We start from the raw sequence: 22437 nt of genomic DNA on the forward strand, positions 1-22437 counted from the left end.
AGTGCGCGAGCGAGGAGGGGAAACGTGAATGGACCCGGCGAGCGCATATTGTGGTGCTCGGCCTCATACGGCTACGGTGGGCGACTGATGTACTTCCGCCCAATCCTGCAGAATTTCACGCGGGAGTTTCCGAATACTCGTGTGGCTGTCAGTCGCGACTTTCCTGTGCAGGACTATCCGGAGTTGCCCCTGTGGCCCGTGCTCGATCTCAGGACCTGGCGGGCCAAGCGTAAGCGGGACCAGCGCGCCTACTCGACCGACCGTCTCGTTCCCACCGCCGCCAGTGTCCGACGACTCGCAGGCTTCGACGCGGCTCTGTACATCGCCATCGAGTTCACGCCGGTGGCCCTGATCGGTTTCCTGCTCGCGCGGCTCCGGAGGAGGCGACTTCTGCTCCTCATCGAGAGCCATCCGAAGTACCGAGGCGGAGCGGACGGGGCCATCGCGCGCCGCGTGAAGTCGCGGGTGGCTCGATCGGCGGATCACGTCCTCGTGAGCAACGCCGAAGCGGCCGGTTACGTGACCAAGGACCTCGGAGTTTCGCCGGCGCGACTTTCCGTGGGGCCTTATCTGACCTCAGCTCCCACTGAGGAGCACCAGGAGGTCCAGGCCACTCGTCGGACGCGCCTGCAGCAGGAGCCCGTCAAGCTCCTGTTCCTCAATTCGGTTACTCGTCGCAAGGGGCTCTTGGAACTCCTGGACGCGCTGGCCATCCTCGAGCAGGACGCTCGGTGCCGAGGGCGCTGGCGGCTGGATGTCGTTGGTGCGGGCGAGGCGATGAGTGAGGTACAGGAACGCATGGCGGCACTGGGTCTTGAAGAGAACATGACCATCCGTGGTGCCTTGCCCTACGAGGACATCTGGGAGGTATACCGGTCGGCTGACGTCGTGGTCTGTCCGACACTGGCGGACTACCGGTCCCTGGCTGGCTTCGAGGCGGTCAACTCCGGCAAGCCCGTCGTGATCTCCGCCCTGGATGGCGCGACACGGGAACTGGCGGGCAGGATGCCCAGCGTTCGAGTCATCGACCCGCGCGACGCCGTGTCAACGGCCAAGGGGCTCTGCGACCTCATCTCGGACGACACGCAGTTGGAGGCTGTTCTCGCGGCCGCTGAGGAGATTCCCGAGGACTTCTCCTACGCGGCCGTCCAGCGGCACCTTTCAGCCGCCGTTACGGCTGCGCTCGGCCGCCTCGGGCCGGACAGCACGCCCACGGCGAAGGAGCGTGTGCCCTGACCACGCTGTTGATTCCTTTGCTTGAGCGCACGTCGTTGGTCGAGGAGGGAGTAGGCGGCGAGCCGCTACAGTCCGGCGCCGACCCGAGGTGCGGGCGGTGAGCGGGGACCTGCAGTGTCCCGTCATCTCGTGTCGACGGGGGGCACCGAGCGGACGGTCCAGCATGTCGAGTCCGGACGCTGAGCAGGCATGGGCGCGCGCCCAACGGCTGAGCGGGGCTGCGCGTGTTGCGGCGGATGCGCTCGGGTCCTCCTCGGACCGAGGAGGACTTGCTCGCCTCGTCCGATTGTTGCGTCATCCGGGTGTGGTGCTGCGCGTCATAGGCGTGATTCTGAGACTCCCCGTCCTCGAGGTCCGCTTGACCGCTCGTGACGGGGGAGAAGCGATCTGGCGCGCCTACCGTGCCAACAGCGGGATCGGCTTCCTCCGCGGCCTTGGTCGTAGTGCCTACCGGATCCCACCCTCCGGGGTGGCATTCCAGGGCCGAGCGGCCCACGGCCGGCGGAATGCCGCGAACAGAGCCTATCGAGCTGGTCTCGTCATCGAACCGGTGTCACGAGCCGAGATCGCCGGGCCGCTCAAGGTCATCGGACAGGACAGCCCCCTCTGTCCCCCGTGTGAGGGATTCTCCCTGATGGCCAGCGGTCCGATGGGAGAGCTGGTGGCCGTGGCTCACGTCCACACCGACGGGAGCGTCGGTCAACTGCACATCTCGGTGCAGTGGCCAGGCTCCGCGCTGGCAGGGCAGGCGCGCTATGCCCTCTTCCAGAGGGTTGTGCGGGAGTTGGCGGGCCTCGGCGTCGATGTCCTCATGGTCCTGGACAACTACTTCACCGCTCGACCGGGGTTGCGGGAGATGCAGCGGAACCTTGGGTTCGTCCCGATCAACCTGCGTCTGGTGCGAGGGATCTCGTCAGGTGGCGTCTTCAGATGGCACTCGGTGGTCGCAACAGTGCTCAGCAGCCGACGTGGCTGAGCGTGCGCTCCGCATGGTCAACGGATGCGGCCAGGTGGGCCGTCGGGTGGAGTGACGAAACGCGTCGAATGTAGGCATGGCATACCGTTGGCTGCGTGCGGAGTAATGCCGAGTCTGCGCCACGGCCGGTGATCGTAGCCATGGTGATCACCGTGGTAGCGACAGTTGTACTTGGAGCTCTCACCTCCATCCGTACAACTCATGACCGGTATCAGATAGCTCCAGGTGTCTTGGATGCGGCGGAGTCTCCCGAGTCGGTCACTGCCGTCTTCATCGGCGACTCGTGGACAGAGGGAACCGGTGCTGATAGTCCCGACAGAGGGTGGGCTCCTCAGGTCGCCCAGGCCGAGGGGTGGAGCATCATCAACGCCGGCCAAGGCGGTACCGGTTATGTCAGCGATGGGCCGCCCGAATACCCGGAGCGCGCTCCGTTGCCGGACCGGGTAGCAGACGTGATCGCTCAGGATCCCGACATCGTGCTCGTCGCGGCCGGGATCAACGACGCAGGTCGGGGTTACAGCGACCAGCAGATCATCGGGGCTGTCGAGGCGACCCTCCGGCCGCTGAGGGAGCAACTACCGGATGCGCGGGTGCTCGTCATCGGCCCTTGGTGGAACAACGGCGAACCCACGAAGTCAGCGGCCGCGGTGAACGAGATCGTCTAACAGGTCGCCGCCGACCTCGGGCTGCCCTTCGTGAGCCCCATGGACGAGGAGTGGATCACCGGAAGCAACGACGGCACGATCCTCGGCAATCGTGTCCAGTACATCGGCCCTGACAACGCACACCCGTCGCAGGCGGGGCATGACTACCTCGCCGACAGGGTCGAAGCCTGGCTGGACACGGTCCCGGACCTCCCCGCTCGTCAGTGAACCGTGCGTCGGAACGCCCTCTGCTGCGTGTACTCGAGGGTCTCGGCAGGTGGCTTGGTCGCAGGAACGCAGCAGCGAAATCTCCGGACAGTTGAGGGCCACCCGGCTGGGCTCCCGGTGGTCGAGGAACTCAGCGCGGCTCGCGGTCGGCCTCCCGCGTCCCTGACAACGCCGCCTGATAGACCTCGACGAGTCGGTCCCGCATCTTGTCCGCGCTGTAGCGCTGAGCCGCGCCGAGCGCCTCCGCAGACAACTGTGACCAGCCGGACGCGTCGGACTCGATTACCGTCCTGACCGCCTCGGTCATCTGCTCGACCGAGCCGTCCGTTACATGGGCCCCGCCATTCCGGCGCAACTCGTCGGAGATCCCCGTCGAGTCCGTCAGTACGGAGGGAAGTCCTACGCTGAGGGCTTCCAACAGCGCCATCGGAAACGGCTCGTCCACACTGGGCAGGACGAAGCACTGCGCACGGGTCAGTCGCGCGATGACCTGAGAATGCGGCAGTGCGCCCTCGTAACGGACGGCATCACCCATGCCGTGGTGCTCGACGAGGTCCATGACGTGAGCCAGAGATCCCTCGTCAGCGCCGATCAGGCTGAAGCGGGCGTTCACGCCCGACGCGAGCAGTCGCGCCGCCAGTTCCACGAAGACCTGTGGTCGCTTCCTGGGATGCAACCTCGAGCAGTAGAGCACCTCTGGAGGGCTCTGCCAGGCCGCATGGCTCTCCGGTGATCGCACACCGTTCGGTACGACATGCACCTCGCAGTGCGCGTCGACGAGGCCGCTGCTGACCAAGGTCGGCTCTCGATCGTGCAGGACCACCTGGTGTCGGATGCCCCGTAGGGCGGGACGCATCCAGAAACGGTCGAAGGTACGCGTGACCCTTCCGCTGCTCGGAGTGACCATGCCGTGGGTCTGTGCAATCGCCACCGTGGTCGACCGCTTGAGCCTGAGCGCCGCCGCTGTCACCGTCAGGTCACGGGGAAGATGCAGGTGAGCGATGTCTGAGTCGAGTTCCCTCAGGCGCCGCGCGACACCGGGCGCGAAGAGGGCGGAGAAGTGGCCACTGGGCAGGACACGCCGCGTCCGTTCAAGGTGAACCTCCACACCGGGGACGTGTAGCTCCGCTTGACCGTCCCAGCCCCCGAGGAGGCTGACCTGGTGTCCCATGGCGGCCAGGCTTCTGGACTGCTCGACAGCAACCGCGACGGGCCCGCCATACCCGCCGTCCTGACTGACGTAAGGGACGACATGGGCAATACGGAGCGGTGTTCCCACCGGCGTCACAGTGTCTCCTCGGGGTTCGCAGGTCTGCCTTCGAGGCGTCGGCCGACGTCAGCAGGACCGTCCGCCGGCGATCGCCATGCATGGCCGTGCCTCTCCCTCACCGCTTTGTGTCCCCGCTGCGGCGCCCACGGAGGTCTGCGAGCCATGCGTCGTAGGCGGCCAACGATGCGCCCCCGCTCAGTTGCTCCTCGGCGTACTCGTGTCCGTTCTCGGCGTACCTGTCCGCCTCCTCCGGGTGCTCAGCCAGGTACTCCACCGCGTCGAGGATCTGTGTGGGCTCACCTGCAGTGACCACGAGGCCGGCCTCCGCTGCTGTCACCAGTGCGGCCGCGCCGGATTGCGGGTGGGTCGCTGCTACCACCGGCCGGGCCGCAGCGAAGTAGGTCGTGAGCTTGCTGGGGACAGACATCTCCAGGACGCCGGGCTTTTCGTGCAGGACCAAGCAGTCCGCAGCCGACAGAGCCTCCTCGAACTCGCCGGCAGGTAGCGGCGCGAGGAAGGTCAGGTTCCCTGTGCCTGATGCCTGGTCGAGGAGCTGTGCCCGTTGGGACCCGTCGCCGAGGAGGACGAAGTGAACGCGACTGCCCCGACTGTGGGCGAGGCGAGCAACAGCGATCAGACCCTCGAGTCCCTGTTTCACTCCCATGTTGCCGGCGTGCAGGGCGACGAAGTCCGACGATCGCCATCCGAGTCGACGACGTGTCGCCTCCCGGTCGCTGCCGTCGGGCACGGTGACGTGGGACCAGTTCGGTATCACGTGGATGCGGTGGGCGGGGATGCCCTCTCGGCCCAGCCGCCTCGCGAAGACGTCGTGGATCACGACCACGCTGTCGACGGAGCGCAACAGGAGTCGTTCGCCCAGGGCTGCGAGGCGGCCGACCGTGGAGCCCATGAGTCCGGTCTCTGTCAAGGCGGCTCCGTACAGGTCCTGCACCACGACACCGATGCGGTACCGGAGGAACGGCCTCAGGAGCAGCGCCGGCAGAACGGACAGGAGCGCAGGACAGACGACGACCACGACGTCCGGTCGTGACCGGAGGAGCGGTAGCAGCGTCCGAAACGCGAAGACGAGCTCCATCCAGATCCTCGACAGACCGCCAGGATTTCGTGGCACCGGATGTCGCACTCGCACGAGGTGTACACCGACGTCGTCCCCTGGTGCGTGCGGGGCCCGGAAGTCGGTCCGTACTTCCCATTCCGGGTAATGCGGATAGCCGGTGATCGCGGTGACCGCGTACTCCCCTCGCGCGAGATGTCGGGCCAATCCGGTGGTGTAGGGCGCAATGCCCGTGGTCTCCGGGGCGTAGTTCAGGCCGACGATGGTGACGCGGGCGTGGACAGCCTCGGTAGCCGTCGGCTGGAGGGGGCTCAAGCAAACCCACCCAGGTCGGTGACCAGCACCGGGTGTTCCGCGACCGTATCCTCGCCGCGTGTCACGTCCACGAGTGATCGACCTTTCTCTAGCGCCGGGGGCCGGCGAGTCCTGGGACGTCTCCCGGTACAAGGTGTACCTGTGGGGACTCGTTGAGTTGTTGCTCGTGACCAATCCGTGGCAGATTAGTTCCACCGTGCGCCGTGCTGCACTCCGAGCCTTCGGGGCGCGGATCGGTCAGGGAGTGATCCTCCGTCCGCGCTTGCGGGTCCGCTTCCCATGGAAGCTGGAAGTAGGGGATCGCAGCTGGATCGGAGAGGACGTCTGGCTGCACAACCAGGACCAGTTGCGGATCGGGGCAGACGTCGTCGTCTCGCAGGGGACCTTCATCACGACAGGTTCGCATGCCCACCGTCGGGACATGGCGCTCCTGACGAGGCCGGTGGAGATCGCGGACGGCGCATGGGTCACCGCCCGGTGCATCATCACCGGGGGATGCCGTATCGGCATCTCCGCTCTCGTCAAACCGGGGACGGTCGTGTCCACGGATGTGCCAGACGGAATGGTCTTCGGCGCGCCACCTCCCGAGGTCCTCGGCCCGCGTTTCCAGTGAGGGATCGGGGAGTGCGAGGATGCGGCTCGGCTCGATCGCGCTCTTCGGTCGAAGCCGGTCTCGACGCTTCCGGCCGCATACTGCGTCTTCGACCACGTACGACGCGCTGTGAGTGACCGCAAGGGGGTCAGGTAGTGGAGCTCAGGGAGCTGGCTGCGGCGCTCCGGTCCGGGTGGTGGTTTCCCGCGCTAGGACTCCTCCTGGGATGCGCGATCGCGCTCGGCGTGGGTCTCCTGCAAGCCCCGCTGTACTCGGCACAGACCCAGCTCTTCGTGTCGACGACCTCCGCTGCGTCGTCCTCGGACGCTTACCAGGGTGGACAGTTCTCGCAGGAGCGAGTGGCGTCGTACGCACAACTCCTGCAAGGCGAAGAGTTGGCCGGCGCAGTGGTTGACCAGTTGCAGCTGGACCTGTCTCCAACAGACGTGGCGCGAGAGATCACCGCGTCTCCCGTGCCGGAGACCGTCCTGCTCGACGTCACGGTGACCGATCCCTCGCCGACCAGAGCCCGGGACATCGCGGCCGCCATCGGGACGCAGTTCGGGCAGTTGGTGAGTCGGCTGGAGACGCCTGCAGGCGCGTCGACGTCACCGGTCAGGGTCACCGTCGTCGACGCACCTGAGGTGCCATCCACCCCCGCCTACCCCCGAACGTTCCGAAATGTCGTGCTCGGCGCGATCCTCGGCTTGGTCATCGGGGCGGCATGTGCCGTCCTGCGCGTGCGGCTCGATCGAACTGTGCGGGATGCGGATGAGGCCGCCGCGCTGGGGAACGCGCCCGTGATCGGCATGACGCTGCGCGACTCGGCCCTGCAGCGAGCGCATCTGTACACCCGTGGTGCGGGCACTGGAACGGTGGAGGCGTACCGTCAACTCGGCGCCAACCTGCAATATCTGGACGTCGACCAGCCACCACGGGTCATCATGATTTCGAGCGCGATGCCCGCCGAGGGGAAGACCACCCTCGCGGTCAATCTCGCGCTGAGCTTGGCGGAGGCCGGACGTCAGGTCGTCCTGGTCGAGGCGGATCTCCGACGCCCGCGGGTCACTCGCTACCTCGGGATGGTCGGTGGTGTGGGCCTGACCAACATCCTCTCCGGTTCGGCAGAACTTCAGGACGTGCAGCAGTCCTACGGCGACGGCCGACTATCGGTGGTGGGAAGTGGCCCGCCGCCACCCAACCCGAGCCAGTTGCTGGCATCGTCTCGCATGGTCTCCCTCATCGAGGACCTGCGCGTGAAGAACGACTTCGTCGTCATCGATGCGCCGCCGTTGCTCCCTGTGGCAGACGCCACGAACTTGGCGGTGATCGTCGATGGCACCGTGCTCGCCATCCGCTACGGCAAGACCCACAAGCAGCAGGTGAGGCAGGCGCAAGCGACCCTCCAGCGGGTCGGTGCGAAGACCCTGGGGCTCGTGCTGAACCTCGTCCCGCCGAAGGCGGAGCTGGCCTCGGCCTATGGGACGGACGTCAGCTACGCCGCTGACGCCGTCGACTTCCCGCCGGAGAAGCCTGGCCGCCATGCCCCGGATGCTTGAGGCAGGCGTCAACGGCTCAGGAAGCACAGTGGGAAAGGTCCGAGCACCCCTCGACCTCTAGGCCGGCTCGCCGCAGGCACGGTTCCACTTGCCGACGATGGTCGACTCGTTAGGCGCGGAACAGCTCCCCAGTCGCCACACGCTCCCGGTACCAGGCATACGTACTGGTCAGGCCTTCACGCAGGCTGATCCGGGGTTCCCACCCCAGTGACTTGATGCGACTGACGTCGAGCAGTTTCCGGGGCGTGCCATCCGGCTTGCTGCTGTCGAAGTGCAGTTCGCCCTCATAGCCGACGATGTCAGCGACGAGGCCGGCGAGGTCGCGGATCGAGATGTCCTCGCCCACTCCCACGTTGATGGTCTCCGGCTCGTCGTAGTTCTCGAGCAGGTGGACGCACGCTCGGGCGAGGTCATCGACGTGCAGGAACTCACGGCGCGGTGTGCCGGTACCCCACACGGTCACCGATGGAGCGCCCGTGCGAGCGGCCTCGTCGAAACGGCGGATGAGCCCTGGGAGGACGTGGGAGTTCACGGGGTCGAAGTTGTCCCCCGGACCGTAGAGATTGGTGGGCATCGCGGAGATGTAGTGGACCCCGTACTGACGGCGGAGTGCTTGCACCTGCATGATCCCGGCGATCTTTGCGATCGCGTAGGCGTCGTTCGTCGGCTCCAGTGCCCCCGTGAGCAGGGAGTCCTCGCGGATCGGTTGCTTAGCGAACTTCGGATAGATGCAGCTCGAACCGAGGAACAGCAGTTTCGTGGCGCCGTGTCTCGCCGCGGCATCCAAGACGTTGACCTGGATGCGCAGGTTGTCCGACAAGAAGTCGGCGGGATACGTGTTGTTGGCGAGGATGCCGCCCACCTTCGCTGCCGCGACGATGACCGTCGCGGGCCGCTGCTCCGCAAAGAAGCTCTCCACGGCTCGGGTGTCGCGCAGGTCCAGCTCCGACGACGTCCGCGTCACCAGATCCGAGAAGCCCAGGCTCTGCAGGTGTCGCAGGACGGCGCTACCGACCAGACCCCGGTGCCCCGCGACGTAGGTGCGTGCATCGCGGTCGAGTGGTGACAGACTCACTTGATTTCTCCCCGTCTTAGCGTGGCCTCTAGGCTAACCGCAGGCGACCCGGAGCGGCTGGGTCGCCAGCGACTGCACGGGGGCGCAATGGCCAAGTCGGCGTTGATCACCGGTATCACGGGCCAGGACGGGTCCTACCTGGCTGAGCTGCTGCTGAGCAAGGGATACGAGGTGCACGGGATCGTGCGCCGTTCCAGTTCGTTCAACACGGAGCGGCTGGACGAGATCTACCAGGACCCCCATGCCTCCAATCGGCGTCTGTTCCTGCACTTCGGCGACCTCAATGACGGCGTCACGCTCATCAACTTGCTCCGTGAGGTCAACCCGGACGAGGTGTACAACCTCGGTGCACAGTCGCACGTGCGCGTCTCCTTCGACCAGCCGGTGTTCACCGGCGACATCACCGGGCTGGCAGCCATGCGGTTGCTGGAGGCTGTTCGAGCCGCACGGGTGCGGACCAAGATCTACCAGGCTTCCTCGTCCGAGATGTTCGGCGCCACGCCCCCGCCACAGGGCGAGGAGACGCCGTTCTACCCCCGGAGCCCCTACGGCGCGGCGAAGGTGTACGCCTACTGGGTCACGCGGAACTATCGCGAGGCGTACGACCTGTTCGCAGTGAACGGGATCCTCTTCAACCACGAGTCGCCTCGACGCGGCAACACGTTCGTAACTCGCAAGGTGACGCGGGCAGTAGCGCGGATCAAGGCAGGGCTGCAGGACAAGCTGTACATGGGGAATCTGGACGCGGTTCGCGACTGGGGTTATGCGCCGGAGTACGTCGAGGGCATGTGGCGGATGCTGCAGCACTCCACCCCGCAGGACTTCGTCCTGGCGACCGGCACGGCTTACTCGGTCAAGGACTTCGTGCGGATGGCCTTCGAACACGCGGAACTGGACTGGGAGAAGTACGTCGAGCACGACGAGCGGTACGAGCGGCCGACGGAAGTCGACGCCCTCATCGGTGACTACTCGAAGGCGGAGCGAGAGTTGGGTTGGGTGCCTCAGGTGAAGACGCCAGAACTCGTCCGCATCATGGTGGACGCGGACGTCAAGTTGCTGGACGACGAGCTGTCCGGCAGGCGAGTGCGTATCGACAGTTGACGTCGGGCGTGGGAGAGCCCCCTGCGTCCGACGAGGACCGCCGGCTGTCGGTCGTGGGTGGCTTCCTCAAGGACGAGACCCTCGTTCTCGTGCGGGCGTTGGTCCCCATCGTGTGCGTCGATCCCGTTCCTGTCGGGGTCGTGGACGACCAGAAGCGCGAGGTCGGTTGATCTTGCGGGACATGCCGGGCGGGGACCGACCCGTGTGGTGCCAGCACGGAGGCAGGGTCCGGCAGGGAGAGTCCCTCCGGACCGCCCTGCTGCGGCATCTGCATGAGACGTTGTCGGATGTGGAGATCGCTCTGCCGACGGAGCCTCAACCAACCCATGTGGTGCAGTGGTTCCCGAATGAGGCGATGATCCCGGACGGTCTGCCGCACGGACACGACCCCCCGTCAACACGCTGTCGCCCTCGGTCATCTGGTCGAGCTAAGGGAGGGGCGGGTCGGTGGCGTGAGGAGTGAAGCCCGCGGATTTCGTTGGTGGTCCCCCGCCGTACCCCAGCAGACGGACGCTCTGTGGCCGGGGACGTTGCTCACCGTGCAGGGTGCCATGAGGGACGGAGGGGACGGTACGGTGCCGACCTCTCCGCCAGACCCGGCGCAGTCGTCGGGAACCGAGATGCTCACCTGAGTCGTGTCCCAGTCCCAGTCCCCGGAGCCGGACTTGACTGTGCTGCTGGTCTGTACCGGGAACATCTGTCGCTCGGCCTTCGCCGAACGCCTCGGGCGTGCCTACCTGGAGGGTGAGTTCGGGAAGGGGGGGCACCCGGTCCGGCTTGTGAGCGCGGGCACGCAGGCAGTGGTGGGATCCGCGATGCACCCGGCCACTGCGCTGGTGCTGAGGGGGTTTGGCGGGGATCCCTCCAGGTTCGTCGCTCAGCAGTTGCGGGCCGACATGATCACGCAGGCAGACCTCGTGCTGGGTCTCACCCGCGTTCATCGCAATGCCGTCCGGCGGCTCGTGCCCAGCGCGTCCGGGCGCACCTTCACTCTGCTGGAGGCTGCTGATCTGGTGTCCAAGGGTGCGGTCATCCTCAGCCCCGCACTTTCGGACGCCGGGCAGCAGACGCATCTGGGGGGGCGTCTCGCGACGTCTCGCCCACTGCGTCGAGGGGCCGCCGGGGACGTACCCGACCCGATCGGCCGTCCTGTGGAGTTCCACCAACAGGTCGGAGAGCAGATCGCCGCGGCGCTCCTGCCACTACTAGGCCATCTCGCCCACGTAGCTGGTCGGCGGACCTCCAGGGCCTTCTCGACGGAACGGGATCGTGGGAGCGCAGGGCCCCTGATTGAAGACAGCCTGCTCGCTCGGTTCCGGCGTCTCCGTCGAGGCCATGGTCATGCGCCCCGGTGAGACGCCGCCGACTCATGCCGCGTACTGCAACGAGCCCCGTGCCGGCTCGATCCGCAGGTGGAGCAGGAGTGGGAACTGATGGGACCGGCAGCGCTCCTTGCGGGCGAGGGCCCGTGTTGTGCAGCCTTCGACTGGCCCAGCTCAGTCGCGTGTCGCAGTGGCGAGGGGCCGCCGTCCTCGTGCACTGACGAGCACGTGGCTCCCTGGCCGGCGTTCAGCAGCGCTCGGTGCTGAAGGCCGGCGTCGCTCGCACGCACTGACGCGTCAGAGGAGACCCGAAGTCGCGGCTCTTGGACGCGCACCTTCGCAGAGGGCGGCCAGCACCGGACGCAAGGTCTCTGCGATCGCGGCTGCCACCTCGTCGTGCACGGCTGGGCGCCGTCCAATTGGGTCCGCGATGTCGTCGGCGGAGGTCGTGGCACGCCATGACCGCGCAGCATGCAGGCGTCCACCGAGCTCGGTGGCCCGACGAGCTGTCTGGGAGCGCCAGAGATCATCGAGGTCTGCGTGCTTGATCAAGTCGGAGGCCTCTTTAAGGGTGAACGTGCGTCGCAGCCCCTTCGGGTTGAGACGGAGCACTTCTCGACGATGGTCCCTTGTCATCGTGAGCACGAGGTCGGCCCGTGCTGCGACTTCCGCGGTGAGCCGCTGGCTGCGGAAGTCCTCCGGGTCACCTCCGAGTCGTCGTAACGCCCGGGCGCTGTCGACGTGCATGGGAAGTCTGGGGGAGGCGAGGACGCCTGCGCTCCTGAAGTGAATGCCACCGGATGACGAGTTTGCGTCGCTACTGTCGGCCGTCCAAGCAGCGGCGAGCCTTTCGGCCAGCGGTGAACGACAGAGATTGCCGGTGCACACGAAGAGGACCTGCACTTTTCCACCGTAAGGGGCTTCGTCCGCAACAGGACGATCCTCGGACAGACTCAACCCCAGTGAGTGATCCTGACAGGAGTGGCGACCCCCCGTAAGGACAGGCTGACCGGTGGATGACTGCCGTGTTTCAGGGAGTAATCAATGTATTGAGCAGTGATACCCGGTCAAGGGCAGCGTTCACGTCGCCGTTGGGTAGCCGATACGACGAACGACCCGAGTCCTACACGGAATGCGGATTCAGCGTCCTGAGCAGCACCCGAGTGTCGCGCTCGTACGGCGAGCAGGGAGGTGTGGTGTCCTCGGCGCACCCGAAAGAGAAGGATGCGCCACTCGGAGGTTCAGTAGGCGCCGGAGCCACGGAGGACGGCGCCCACCGTTTTCCAGAGGATCATCAGGTCGAGAGCCAACGACCAGTTCTCGACGTAGCGGACGTCGATGCGCACCGAGTCGTCCCAGGAGAGGTCGGAGCGACCGCTGACCTGCCAGAGACCGGTGAGACCCGGCTTGACCAGGAACCGGCGGTGCATGTCGGCTCCGTACTGCTCGACCTCCTTGGCCAGCGGTGGACGTGGGCCGACCAGGGACATGTCCCCACGGAGCACGTTGATCAACTGAGGCAGTTCGTCGAACGAATAACGCCGGAGCACGCGCCCGACGCTGGTGACGCGCGGGTCCGCCTTCATCTTGAAGAGGACTCCGTTGCCCTCGTTCGCCGCGGCGAGCTGCTCGACCAGCCGCGGCGCGTCCTGCACCATGCTGCGGAACTTGAGCATGGTGAACGTCTCGCCGCACCGGCCGATCCGCTCCTGACGGAAGAGCACGGGCCCTCGGCTGTCCAGGCGCACCGCCACCGCGATCGCCAGCAGCGCCGGCGCCAGGACCAGCAGTCCGATGGCGGCCGCCGAACGGTCCACGAGCTCCTTGGTGAACCTGCGGACGCCGGTCAGCTCCGGGCGCTCCATGTGGAGCAAGGGGAGGCCGGCGACCGGGCGGATGTGCACCCGGGGCCCCACCACGTCGGTGACCGCGGGAGCCAGCAGCAGTTCGGCCTCGGTGTCCTCCAGCTGCCAGCCCAGCCGCCGGAGGACGGCACCGTGGATGTCGGGGCCAGGCAGCACGGCGACCGTGTCCACCTCGAACCGCTTGACGACATCGGCGACGTCCGCGACCCCGCCGAGCACGGGCAGGCCGTTGAACGCATCGATTCCCCGGGACTGCTCGGCGACCGGCAGACAGCACCCGATGACCCGGTAACCCTGGTGAGGGGACCGCTGCAGCTGCTCGTCGAGCGCCGCGACGGGCTCGCGGGCCCCCACCAGGATGGTCGTCTGCAGGTACTGACCTTGTTGCCGTTCCCTGCGCAGCCAGTGGCGGTGGGCCACCCGTCCCAACAGCGTGAACAACGTGGCGAGAGGCAGCGTCAGGACGACGAGACCGCGCGCCACCTCCAGCTGGAGGCCCCACGACACCGTCGCGACGACGGCGAGCACGGCCACGGCGGCGTCGAGCACCCTGCGGTACTCCTCGACGCCGATCCAGAGGAACCGCTCCTCGTAGGTGCGAGCCAAGAGCATTGCCGGCGTCCACACGACCGGGACGAGCAGCGCCTGCCAGAGAGGCGGCCGCGGGTCGTCCGCGGCGAACGCCTCGAACCACAACCAATAGCCCACCAGACCGGCCAGTGCGGCGAGGGCGGCGTCGAGCGCCGCGGTGCGCCACACGTACCGACGGCGCCACGCCCGCCGGGCCGCGGTTCCCTCCCCCCGGATGCCAGGAGCGAAGAGCTCCCAGCCGTCTCGCGATGGCGGTGTGGAGGGCGATCGTCTCGAGCTGTGGGTGCTCGTGGCGGACATGGCCTCACTCCCCGTTGTCCCCGTGGACCGCGGGCATCAGAGGCTGAACACCCGCGCCGTGCCATTGCGCCACGGGGATCGGGGGCGCACCACCTGGGGAGAGCGGAAGTAGCGCCAGGTCAGAGCGTCATCACCGTGGCGATACGTCTTCGTGCCGTTTGTAGGGCCTCGTGGCAGTTCTCGACGGGCGGACCCGGCTCCCCCTGGACGACCGTGATATGCATCACGTTGTGCTTCATTCGGTTGGGTGAAATCGATAAGCTCTTCCTGCCGCGGACCGTGCGCTCTTTCGCCTCTGACGGTCCGCGAACACCAGCGCTGTACGGGGGTCAGCCATGTCCTTGGTCGACGTGCGTGACGAGGTCGTCCGTCACCCGGCAGGGTCGGTCGGGGCAGGCTGGTCCCGCTTCGCCGGGCGGCTGCGTGGCGACGGCACTCTCGCCCGGCGTGCCTGGCGTCGGGCCTACGTGCGGCGCACGCTCGTCCTGGACGCCCTCGCGGCTGCGGCGGCCGGGGGTGCCGGCTACCTCATCCGCTTCGGCCCGGACCACAGCGAGGCGACCCACGCCTCGGTCGGGTTCGCGCTCGCCCTCCCGTTCGTGTGGGTCCTGGCGATGCTCGTCGGCCGCGCCTACGAGGAGCGCTTCCTCTGGATCGGCCCTGACGAGTTCCGTCGCGTGTTCGACACGGCGGTCCTCCTCCTCGCCGCGGTCGCCACGGTGTCCTGGGGACTGGAGATCGACGTCGCCAGGGGCTTCGTCGTCGTCGCCCTGCCCCTCGCCACCGTCCTGACGCTCGCCGTGCGCGTGGCTCACCGACAGTGGCTGCGCCGAGAGCGCGGCCGCGGCAGGCACCTGCAGACGACTCTCCTGGTCGGCCACCGGAGCGCCGTGGGGGCACTCGACGAGCAGATCGACCGCGAGGCCCACCACGGGCTCAAGGTGGTCGGCTGCTGCCTGCCGGCCGGCCACGACGACGTGATGGACGCCTTCAACGGGCTCCCGGTGCTCGGTGGCCTGGACGAGGTGGCGGCGGTGGTGCGCGAGTACGAGGTCGACACGGTCGCCGTGCTGCCCTGCCCGGAGCTCGACGGGCCCGCGCTGCGCCGGCTGGGCTGGGAGCTCGAGGACACGCCGGCCGAGCTGCTGCTCGCGCCCGCCGTCACGGAGATCGTCGGATCGCGGGTGCGCATCCGGCCGGTCAGTGGTCTGCCGTTGCTGCACATGGAGCGCCCCGAGCTCAAGGGTGTCCGCCGGCTGGCCAAGGAGGCGTTCGACCGCACCAGTGCCGCTCTCGGCCTCCTGTTGCTCCTGCCGCTCCTGCTGGGCGTGGCGGTCGCCGTCAAGGCGACGAGTCGCGGTCCCGTCTTCTACCGGCAGGAGCGGGTGGGGCGGGACGGAGCGCCGTTCCGGATGATCAAGTTCCGCAGCATGGTGGTCGACGCAGACCGGATGGTGGACGCGCTCGCCGCCGAGACCGACGGCAACGGGGTCCTCTTCAAGAAGAAGGCCGACCCGCGCGTCACCCGGGTCGGGCGTGTGCTGCGCCGGTACTCGATCGACGAGCTCCCGCAGTTGGTCAACGTGCTCAAGGGCGACATGTCGTTGGTGGGTCCCCGTCCACCGCTGCAGCGAGAGGTCGAGCAGTACGGCTCCGACATGCACCGCCGGTTCCTGGTGAAGCCGGGCCTCACCGGCCTGTGGCAGGTCAGCGGGCGCTCCGACCTCTCGTGGGACGACTCGGTGCGCATCGACGTGCGCTACGTGGAGAACTGGTCCCTGGCCTTCGACGCCATGATCCTGTGCAAGACCGTCGGAGCGGTCCTCCGGGGCTCCGGCGCCTACTGAGCCGGAGCGACCGAAGGCCGTCCCGTGGCCGTGCGGCGCAGCAGGCCGTGTGCGGGCGTGACACCGCAGAGCGCGGCAGCCATGAGGACGTGCCCGTGCTCGGCGACGAACACGTGGAGTGCCAGCCAGGTCGAGCCGAGGAGGAAAGCCACGACGGGATACTCGTGGCCCGCGGGGTCCTCGACCGTGGACACGTGAGGTGTCCGCGCAGCACGGGACCCATGGGGCTGCGGTGTCCGACGTGGTGGTCCAACCGTGCAGCAGTCGCACCACGGGCACCTCGGTGAACCGGGCACGCGGCCGAGGGGCTGCCGCTGGACCGTCGAGCGGCAGGGACCCCGCTCGGGGCGAGTCGCGTCAGCGGGGGACGTCGGGCAGTGCCTGGGTAGCGAACTCGTCGGCGTTCTGCGACAGGGAGTCGTTGCGCAGGTAGGCCCACATGCGCCCTCCCGTGACCTCGTCGAGGTAGACCACGCTCGCCGGGCCCTCCATCCCGGTGCCGAGCACCGGGGCCGTGAACGAGTCCACGTTCTCCGGCCGCAGGCCGCGCAGGGAGTACGCCAGGGACAGCAGGTCGCCGTTGCCCAGGGACTCGTCGACGCTGACGGCGCTGGTCACTGCGAGCAGCGCGGCGTCGAGTCGGCCGGGGTCGGTGAAGGTGTCGGACGTGAACAGCTGCGAGAACATCGCCTCGAGGTACTGCTGCTGGCGACGGACCCGGTCGAAGTCACCGCCTGCCAGGCCGTAGCGCTGTCCGAGGTACCAGCGGACCTGGTCGCCGTCGAGGTGGTTGACCCCGGCGGGGAAGGTGTACGGCCCGTTGCTGGTGGTCTCGGCGACGACGACGTCGACGCCGCCCAGTGCGTCGGTGACCTCGATGATCCCTTCGAAGTCGATGGCCACGTAGTGGTCGATGCGGACGTCGGTGAGCTGTTCCACGGTCTGGACGAGCAGCGACGGACCGCCGAAGGCGTACGCCGCATTGATCTTGTTCATCCCGTGGCCGGGGACGTCCACCCACGAGTCGCGGGGGATGGAGACCAGTTGCGCGTGCTGCCGGTCGCCGGAGAACCGGGCGAGCATGATGGCGTCCGAGCGGCCGCCCTCGGCGATGCCCGCACCGGCCGACGCCCGGGTGTCGCTCCCGACCAGCAGGAAGGTGACCGGTGCCGCGGAGGCCTGTTCTGCCGGCGTCGCAGGAGCGGGCCGTGCTCCTTCGTCGAGGTCGGCGAAGACGTCGCTGACCCGGTCGATGTTCCCGGCGTAGCGGTCGGTCAGGTACCAGAGGCCGCCGCCGACCAGCACGACCAGGACGGTGACGAGGACGCCGAGCGCCAGGAGGAGTCGCCGCAGGCCCCGCCCTCGGCGGGGAGGCCGTTCGCCGGTGGTGGGCGCGTCGGCGACCAGCGTGGATCCGGCGCGTGCCTCGTCGTCGCTCACAGTGACCCCCGTGGACTGGCAGTTGTCCCGAGGTTAGGTGCCGATCGGCTGATCGGTGGTCTCGTCCCACCCCTGCAGGGTGAGACCGCCCTGCGCTGGGTGACCGTGTCGGCTGCCACCACGGTGAGGCACCATGGACGCGTGTCGGCACTGTCTGGCCCCGCTCGTCCGGGGGAGTGGCGTCCCGCTGACACTGCTGCGGGACGACGGCGGTGCCTGTGGCACCGGTTCCGCTGGGTCGGCGAGGACGCGTTCAGCGGCGCCAGCCTCTACGCCTGCCGCTGCGGCGCGGTACGCCCCGGTCCCTGAGGTTCGTCAGGTGTCGGTTCCGCTGGCCGGCCGACCGGGAGGAGGCGCCGGACGGGCGGGCCCGTCGCTCAGACGGCCGTCGGCCCGGAGGTGTCCGGCCGGCCCTGCCGCGCGGGCACGAGCTGCCGAAACGGTCCTCGACCGGTGTCGCCAGGACGTGGTCCGCGCCCCAGCCGCCCCCGTGGTCGCACAGGCACCACGGACCCGTCGCGCCCTAAGAGCCGACCACCGGCAGGGCAGACCGGCGTTACGGTGGCCGGGTCGCTCACCGGCTCATCCCTCCCTCGCAGGGGCGTCAGGAGACGGTCCGCGCGGCTGCGGGGGCCGGTACGCGGGACAGGATGGTCCCGCCGCCTCGAGGGCGGCAGTCACCACGCCCACCGCAGGAGGACCACCCGTGCGTCTGCTCGTGACCGGTGGCGCCGGCTTCATCGGCGCCAACTTCGTCCACCAGACCGTCGAGCGCTTCCCGCAGTACGACGTCACCGTCCTCGACGCCCTCACCTACGCGGGCAACGAGGCCTCGCTGGCCGGGGTGAAGGACGCGATCGGCTTCGTGCACGGGTCGATCACCGACGCCGCCCTCGTCGACGACCTGGTCCGCGACAGCGACGCCGTCGTCCACTTCGCCGCCGAGAGCCACAACGACAACTCGCTGGCCGACCCGGCGCCGTTCCTGCAGACCAACGTGGTCGGCACGTACACGCTGCTCGAGGCGGTGCGCCGACACGGCGCCCGGTTCCACCACGTCTCCACCGACGAGGTCTACGGCGACCTCGAGCTCGACGACCCGGCGAAGTTCACCCCCGAGACGCCGTACAACCCGTCGAGCCCCTACTCGTCCACGAAGGCAGCCTCCGACCTGCTGGTGCGCGCGTGGGTGCGCTCCTACGGCGTGCAGGCGACGATCTCCAACTGCTCGAACAACTACGGGCCCTACCAGCACGTCGAGAAGTTCATCCCGCGGCAGATCACCAACGTGCTCGCCGGCCGCCGGCCGCGGCTCTACGGCGCCGGCCACAACGTGCGCGACTGGATCCACGTCGACGACCACAACGCCGCCGTCCACGAGATCCTGGAGCGCGGCCGGATCGGCCGCACCTACCTCATCGGCGCCGACGGCGAGGTGGACAACCGCACCGTCCTCGCCACGATCCTCGAGCTGATGGGCCAGCCGGCCGACGCCTTCGACTCGGTTCCCGACCGGGCCGGGCACGACCTGCGCTACGCCATCGACGCCACCGAGCTGCGCGAGGAGCTGGGCTGGCGGCCGCGCTACACCGACTTCCGCGACGGACTGGCCGCGACGATCCAGTGGTACCGGGACAACGAGGACTGGTGGGGTCCGCAGAAGGAGCGCGTGGAGGCGGCCTACGCCGCCCGCGGCCAGTGACGACGGTCGTCCTCGGCGCCGGTGGGCAGGTCGGCCGGGCACTGACCCGCCGGTTCCCCGGGGCGGTCGCGCTGACCCGGGCCGGCCTCGACGTCGGCGACCCCGCGGCCGTCGCGGAGCACGACTGGTCCGGCGTCGACGTGGTCGTCAACGCCGCCGCCTGGACCGCCGTCGACGCCGCGGAGGACCCGGCGAACCTCGCCGCGGTGCGGGCGGTCAACGTCGACGGCGCCGGCGCCCTGGCGGAGGCGGCGCGCACTCAGGGGTTCCTGCTCGTGCACTTCTCCACCGAGTACGTCTTCGACGGCGGGCACCCGGGGCCGATCCCGGAGGACGCGCCGGTCCACCCGCTGAGCGTCTACGGGCGGAGCAAGGCCGACGGCGACGCGTTCGTCACCGCGCTCGACCGGCACCTGCTGCTGCGCACCACCTGGGTGGTGGGGGAGGGGCGGAACTTCGTGCGGACGATGGCTGGCCTCGCCGACCGGGGCATCAGCCCGTCCGTCGTCGCCGACCAGATCGGCCGGCCCACGCTCGCCGACGACCTCGCCGACGCCGTCGCGCACCTCGTCGACCGCGGGGCGACGGGCACCTACAACGTCACCTGCGGGGGCGAGCCGGCGTCGTGGGCCGATGTGGCAGAGGTCGTGTTCGCCGCCCGAGGCCGTGACCCGCACGACGTCCGGCGGGTGAGCACCGCCGAGTACACGGCCGACCAGCCCGGCCTCGCGCCGCGGCCGCTCAACAGCGTGCTGGACCTGACCCGGCTGGAGGCGACCGGCTTCCGGCCACGCGACTGGCGCACCGCCGTCGGGTCCTACCTCACGTCGCTGTACTGAGCACCGCCGCGAGCACCTGCCGGGCGCACTCGTCGACGTCGCGCCCGGCGGTCTCCACGGTGACCTCGGCGTCGGTGGGGGTCTCGTAGGGGTCGCTGATGCCGGTGAAGGCGGGGATCTCGCCGCGCCGCGCCCGGGCGTACAGGCCCTTGCGGTCGCGGGCCTCGCAGTCGGCCAGGGAGGTCGCCACGTGCACGAGGACGAAGCTGCCCGGGCCGGCCTGCGCCTCGACCTCGCGCCGGACGTCCGCGCGCACCTCCGCGTACGGCGCGATCGGCGCGCAGACGGCGATGCCGCCGTGCTTGGCGATCTGCGCGGCCACCCAGCCGATCCGCCGGACGTTGGTGTCCCGGTCGGCCTTGGAGAACCCGAGCCCGGCGGAGAGGTGGTGTCGCACCTCGTCGCCGTCCAGGAGCGTCACGGTGCGGCCGGCCTCGATGAGCAGCTCCACCAGCCGCGCGGCGATCGTCGACTTCCCGGCCCCGGACAGGCCGGTGCAGAACACCACCGTGCCGCTCGTGCGCGCCGTCCCCGACCACGGGCGGCTGCCGAGGAGCGAGGCGCCGTGGGCGGCGGCGAGCTCCTCCGGCCCGGCCTCCGGCGCGTCCGGGGTGACCGGCACCGGCACCACGATCACGTCCCGACCGCCCTCGCAGACGGCCGCCCAGGCGGCAGCGGCGGACGACAGCGCCGCGGAGTCGGGGGGCAGGCCGGCCGCCGGCACCAGCGCGAGCAGCCGCTGCGGCAGCTCCGCGACGTCGTCCGGCGGCAGGCCCACCCAGGCCACGGTGTCGGTCCAGCCCTCGTCGTGCAGCCGCTCGGCCACCGCCGACGGCGGCTCCCAGCGCGGCACCTCGACGACGGTCAGGTCGCCGTCGGCCGCCGTCGCGACCAGCACGCCCTGCGCGTCCTCGTACTCCTCCGCAGGCGGTAGGTCGGGGCGCGGGGCGAGGCCCGCGCGATAGCGGGCCACCGCGGCGACCTGGGCGTCGTCGAGCCGGGCACGGGCGTCGGGCATGGCGCCATCCTGCCGGGTCCGTCCTCGCCCGGACGGTGGCTCCTCTCGTCCCGACGGGCGCGACCAGGCTCTCCGTGGTGCACTTCGGAAGCTAAGTGTCCGGAGCGTGAGGAGGCGGCGGTGCGGATCTCGGTCATCGGCTGCGGCTACCTCGGCGCGGTGCACGCGGCCTCGATGGTGGAGCTCGGCCACGAGGTGGTCGGGATCGACGTCGACGAGCGGAAGATCGCGGCGCTGTGTGCCGGACGGGCCCCGTTCTACGAGCCGGACTTCGAGCAGCTGCTGGGCCATGCGCTCGAGTCGGGACGGCTGAGCTTCAGCACCGACGTTGCCGACGCGGCCGGCGCCCGGGTCCACTTCGTCTGCGTGGGCACGCCGCAGCGCCACGGCGAGTACGCCGCGGACCTGCGGTTCGTGCAGGCGGCCGCGGAGTCGCTGCTGCAGGTGGTGCAGCCGGGCGACCTCGTGGTGGGCAAGTCGACCGTCCCCGTGGGCACCGCGACCGAGCTCGCCGCTCTGTTCGGCGAGAAGGTGCCCGGGGTGCTCCTGGCGTGGAACCCGGAGTTCCTCCGGGAGGGCTTCGCCGTCCGCGACACCCTGCACCCCGACCGGCTGGTCTACGGCCTGCCCGCCGACGGCGACGGGGAGACCGCCGAGCGGCTGCTCGACGAGGTCTACGCGCAGATCGTCGCCCGCGGCACACCCAGGGTCACCACCGACTACGCCACCGCCGAGATGGTGAAGACCGCCGCCAACAGCTTCCTGGCGACGAAGATCAGCTTCATCAACGCGATGGCCGAGCTGTGCGAGGCCACCGGTGCGGACGTGAAGCTGCTGGCCGACGCGATCGGTTACGACGACCGGATCGGGCGCAAGTTCCTCAACGCCGGCCTCGGCTTCGGCGGCGGGTGCCTGCCCAAGGACATCCGGGCCTTCATGGCCCGCGCCGGCGAGCTCGGCGCCGACCAGGCACTGACGTTCCTGCGCGAGGTCGATAACATCAACATGCGCCGCCGCATCCGCATGGTGGAGCTGGCCCGCGAGGTCCTCGACGGCTCCCTGCTCGGCAAGAAGGTGGCCGTGCTGGGCGCGGCGTTCAAGCCCGACAGCGACGACATCCGCGACTCCCCGGCGCTCAACGTCGCCGCCCAGCTGCAGCTGCAGGGTGCGTTGGTGTGCGTGACCGACCCGGCGGCGATCGACAACAGCCGCCGCGAGTGGCCGCACCTGGACTACGCCGCCTCGCCGGAGGAGGCCGCCGCCGGCGCCGACGCCGTCCTGGTGCTCACCGAGTGGCGCCAGTACCGCGAGCTCGACCCGGTCGCCTTCGGGGAGGTCGTGGGGAGCAGGCGGGTGCTCGACGGCCGCAACGCCCTCGACCGCGAGGCGTGGACCGCCGCCGGCTGGACCTACCGCGCCCTGGGCCGCCGCGCCGGCTAGCA

The 22437-nt window shown here is 69.1% G+C and carries 22 protein-coding genes; 14 read left to right on the forward strand and 8 right to left on the reverse strand.

What is annotated here, in order from left to right; translation table 11 throughout:
* Positions 1 to 87 precede the first annotated feature (87 nt).
* The 4 genes from ACI79Z_RS02430 (at position 88) to ACI79Z_RS02445 (ending at position 3084) form a co-directional block, all read left to right on the forward strand.
* Entirely contained in the window at positions 88 to 1236 is a 1149-nt protein-coding gene (locus ACI79Z_RS02430) for a glycosyltransferase family 4 protein (protein WP_456901579.1), read from the forward strand.
* Between the two features lie 304 nt (positions 1237 to 1540).
* The gene (locus tag ACI79Z_RS02435) at positions 1541 to 2212 is read left to right on the forward strand and encodes a hypothetical protein (protein WP_456901580.1); all 672 of its coding nucleotides are present in this window, start codon (positions 1541 to 1543) and stop codon (positions 2210 to 2212) included.
* 140 nt (positions 2213 to 2352) lie between these two features.
* Positions 2353 to 2877 carry an SGNH/GDSL hydrolase family protein gene (locus tag ACI79Z_RS02440; protein ID WP_456901581.1) on the forward strand — a complete coding sequence of 175 codons (525 nt, stop codon included), beginning with the start codon at positions 2353 to 2355 and terminating at the stop codon, positions 2875 to 2877.
* Between the two features lie 39 nt (positions 2878 to 2916).
* Complete coding sequence (locus ACI79Z_RS02445; RefSeq protein ID WP_456901582.1) at positions 2917 to 3084, forward strand: hypothetical protein; 168 nt, start codon at positions 2917 to 2919, stop codon at positions 3082 to 3084.
* Between the two features lie 130 nt (positions 3085 to 3214).
* Here the strand turns inward: ACI79Z_RS02445 and ACI79Z_RS02450 are convergent, their stop codons facing one another.
* Both ACI79Z_RS02450 and ACI79Z_RS02455 read right to left on the reverse strand, forming a co-directional pair.
* Positions 3215 to 4372, reverse strand: coding sequence for a glycosyltransferase (locus ACI79Z_RS02450; RefSeq protein WP_456901583.1), 1158 nt, complete (start codon positions 4370 to 4372; stop codon positions 3215 to 3217).
* A 97-nt stretch (positions 4373 to 4469) separates the two neighbouring features.
* Positions 4470 to 5918, reverse strand: coding sequence for a glycosyltransferase family 4 protein (locus tag ACI79Z_RS02455; protein ID WP_456901584.1), 1449 nt, complete (start codon positions 5916 to 5918; stop codon positions 4470 to 4472).
* Here ACI79Z_RS02455 and ACI79Z_RS02460 point away from each other — a divergent pair.
* Together ACI79Z_RS02460 and ACI79Z_RS02465 are read left to right on the forward strand one after the other, a co-directional pair.
* Positions 5818 to 6357 carry a hypothetical protein gene (locus tag ACI79Z_RS02460; RefSeq protein WP_456901639.1) on the forward strand — a complete coding sequence of 180 codons (540 nt, stop codon included), beginning with the start codon at positions 5818 to 5820 and terminating at the stop codon, positions 6355 to 6357. The two genes, ACI79Z_RS02455 and ACI79Z_RS02460, sit on opposite strands and share 101 nt — an antisense overlap.
* A 134-nt stretch (positions 6358 to 6491) precedes the next feature.
* Positions 6492 to 7895, forward strand: a complete 1404-nt coding sequence (locus tag ACI79Z_RS02465) for a polysaccharide biosynthesis tyrosine autokinase (RefSeq protein WP_456901585.1) — start codon at positions 6492 to 6494, stop codon at positions 7893 to 7895.
* Between the two features lie 109 nt (positions 7896 to 8004).
* On the opposite strand, the gene ACI79Z_RS02470 is transcribed toward ACI79Z_RS02465, so the two are convergent.
* Positions 8005 to 8970, reverse strand: coding sequence for a GDP-L-fucose synthase family protein (locus tag ACI79Z_RS02470; protein WP_456901586.1), 966 nt, complete (start codon positions 8968 to 8970; stop codon positions 8005 to 8007).
* An 87-nt stretch (positions 8971 to 9057) separates the two neighbouring features.
* Between ACI79Z_RS02470 and gmd the strand changes: the two genes are divergently transcribed.
* From gmd to ACI79Z_RS02490, 4 genes are all read left to right on the forward strand, one after another.
* Entirely contained in the window at positions 9058 to 10071 is a 1014-nt protein-coding gene (gene gmd, locus ACI79Z_RS02475; protein ID WP_456901587.1) for a GDP-mannose 4,6-dehydratase, read from the forward strand.
* An 8-nt stretch (positions 10072 to 10079) separates the two neighbouring features.
* Complete coding sequence (locus ACI79Z_RS02480) at positions 10080 to 10241, forward strand: hypothetical protein (RefSeq protein WP_456901588.1); 162 nt, start codon at positions 10080 to 10082, stop codon at positions 10239 to 10241.
* A gap of 11 nt (positions 10242 to 10252) precedes the next feature.
* On the forward strand, positions 10253 to 10534 hold the full coding sequence (locus ACI79Z_RS02485) for a DUF4916 domain-containing protein (RefSeq protein ID WP_456901589.1): 282 nt from the start codon (positions 10253 to 10255) through the stop codon (positions 10532 to 10534).
* A 208-nt stretch (positions 10535 to 10742) separates the two neighbouring features.
* Positions 10743 to 11426, forward strand: coding sequence for an arsenate reductase/protein-tyrosine-phosphatase family protein (locus ACI79Z_RS02490; RefSeq protein ID WP_456901638.1), 684 nt, complete (start codon positions 10743 to 10745; stop codon positions 11424 to 11426).
* A gap of 264 nt (positions 11427 to 11690) precedes the next feature.
* On the opposite strand, the gene ACI79Z_RS02495 is transcribed toward ACI79Z_RS02490, so the two are convergent.
* Both ACI79Z_RS02495 and ACI79Z_RS02500 read right to left on the reverse strand, forming a co-directional pair.
* The gene (locus ACI79Z_RS02495; RefSeq protein WP_456901590.1) at positions 11691 to 12296 is read right to left on the reverse strand and encodes an arsenate reductase/protein-tyrosine-phosphatase family protein; all 606 of its coding nucleotides are present in this window, start codon (positions 12294 to 12296) and stop codon (positions 11691 to 11693) included.
* 338 nt (positions 12297 to 12634) lie between these two features.
* Positions 12635 to 14017, reverse strand: coding sequence for a sugar transferase (locus tag ACI79Z_RS02500; RefSeq protein WP_456901591.1), 1383 nt, complete (start codon positions 14015 to 14017; stop codon positions 12635 to 12637).
* 599 nt (positions 14018 to 14616) lie between these two features.
* Here ACI79Z_RS02500 and ACI79Z_RS02505 point away from each other — a divergent pair.
* A complete protein-coding gene (locus ACI79Z_RS02505) occupies positions 14617 to 15996 on the forward strand; it encodes a sugar transferase (protein WP_456901592.1) in 1380 nt (459 codons plus the stop codon).
* Here the strand turns inward: ACI79Z_RS02505 and ACI79Z_RS02510 are convergent.
* Together ACI79Z_RS02510 and ACI79Z_RS02515 are read right to left on the reverse strand one after the other, a co-directional pair.
* Entirely contained in the window at positions 15990 to 16190 is a 201-nt protein-coding gene (locus tag ACI79Z_RS02510) for a hypothetical protein (RefSeq protein WP_456901593.1), read from the reverse strand. The genes ACI79Z_RS02505 and ACI79Z_RS02510 overlap by 7 nt on opposite strands.
* Before the next feature lie 163 nt (positions 16191 to 16353).
* Entirely contained in the window at positions 16354 to 17436 is a 1083-nt protein-coding gene (locus tag ACI79Z_RS02515) for an LCP family protein (protein ID WP_456901594.1), read from the reverse strand.
* Positions 17437 to 18142: 706 nt separating this feature from the next.
* Here ACI79Z_RS02515 and rfbB point away from each other — a divergent pair.
* Positions 18143 to 19138 carry a dTDP-glucose 4,6-dehydratase gene (rfbB, locus tag ACI79Z_RS02520; protein ID WP_456901595.1) on the forward strand — a complete coding sequence of 332 codons (996 nt, stop codon included), beginning with the start codon at positions 18143 to 18145 and terminating at the stop codon, positions 19136 to 19138.
* The gene (locus tag ACI79Z_RS02525) at positions 19135 to 19977 is read left to right on the forward strand and encodes an SDR family oxidoreductase (RefSeq protein WP_456901596.1); all 843 of its coding nucleotides are present in this window, start codon (positions 19135 to 19137) and stop codon (positions 19975 to 19977) included. The genes rfbB and ACI79Z_RS02525 overlap by 4 nt, the downstream gene beginning before the upstream one ends.
* On the opposite strand, the gene cysC is transcribed toward ACI79Z_RS02525, so the two are convergent.
* The gene (gene cysC / locus ACI79Z_RS02530) at positions 19961 to 20995 is read right to left on the reverse strand and encodes an adenylyl-sulfate kinase (protein ID WP_456901597.1); all 1035 of its coding nucleotides are present in this window, start codon (positions 20993 to 20995) and stop codon (positions 19961 to 19963) included. The genes ACI79Z_RS02525 and cysC overlap by 17 nt on opposite strands.
* A gap of 120 nt (positions 20996 to 21115) precedes the next feature.
* On the opposite strand from cysC, the gene ACI79Z_RS02535 reads away from it, so the two are divergent.
* Positions 21116 to 22435, forward strand: a complete 1320-nt coding sequence (locus tag ACI79Z_RS02535) for a UDP-glucose dehydrogenase family protein (RefSeq protein ID WP_456901598.1) — start codon at positions 21116 to 21118, stop codon at positions 22433 to 22435.
* Positions 22436 to 22437: the final 2 nt, after the last annotated feature.

This window comes from Geodermatophilus sp. SYSU D00663 (assembly GCF_054050655.1).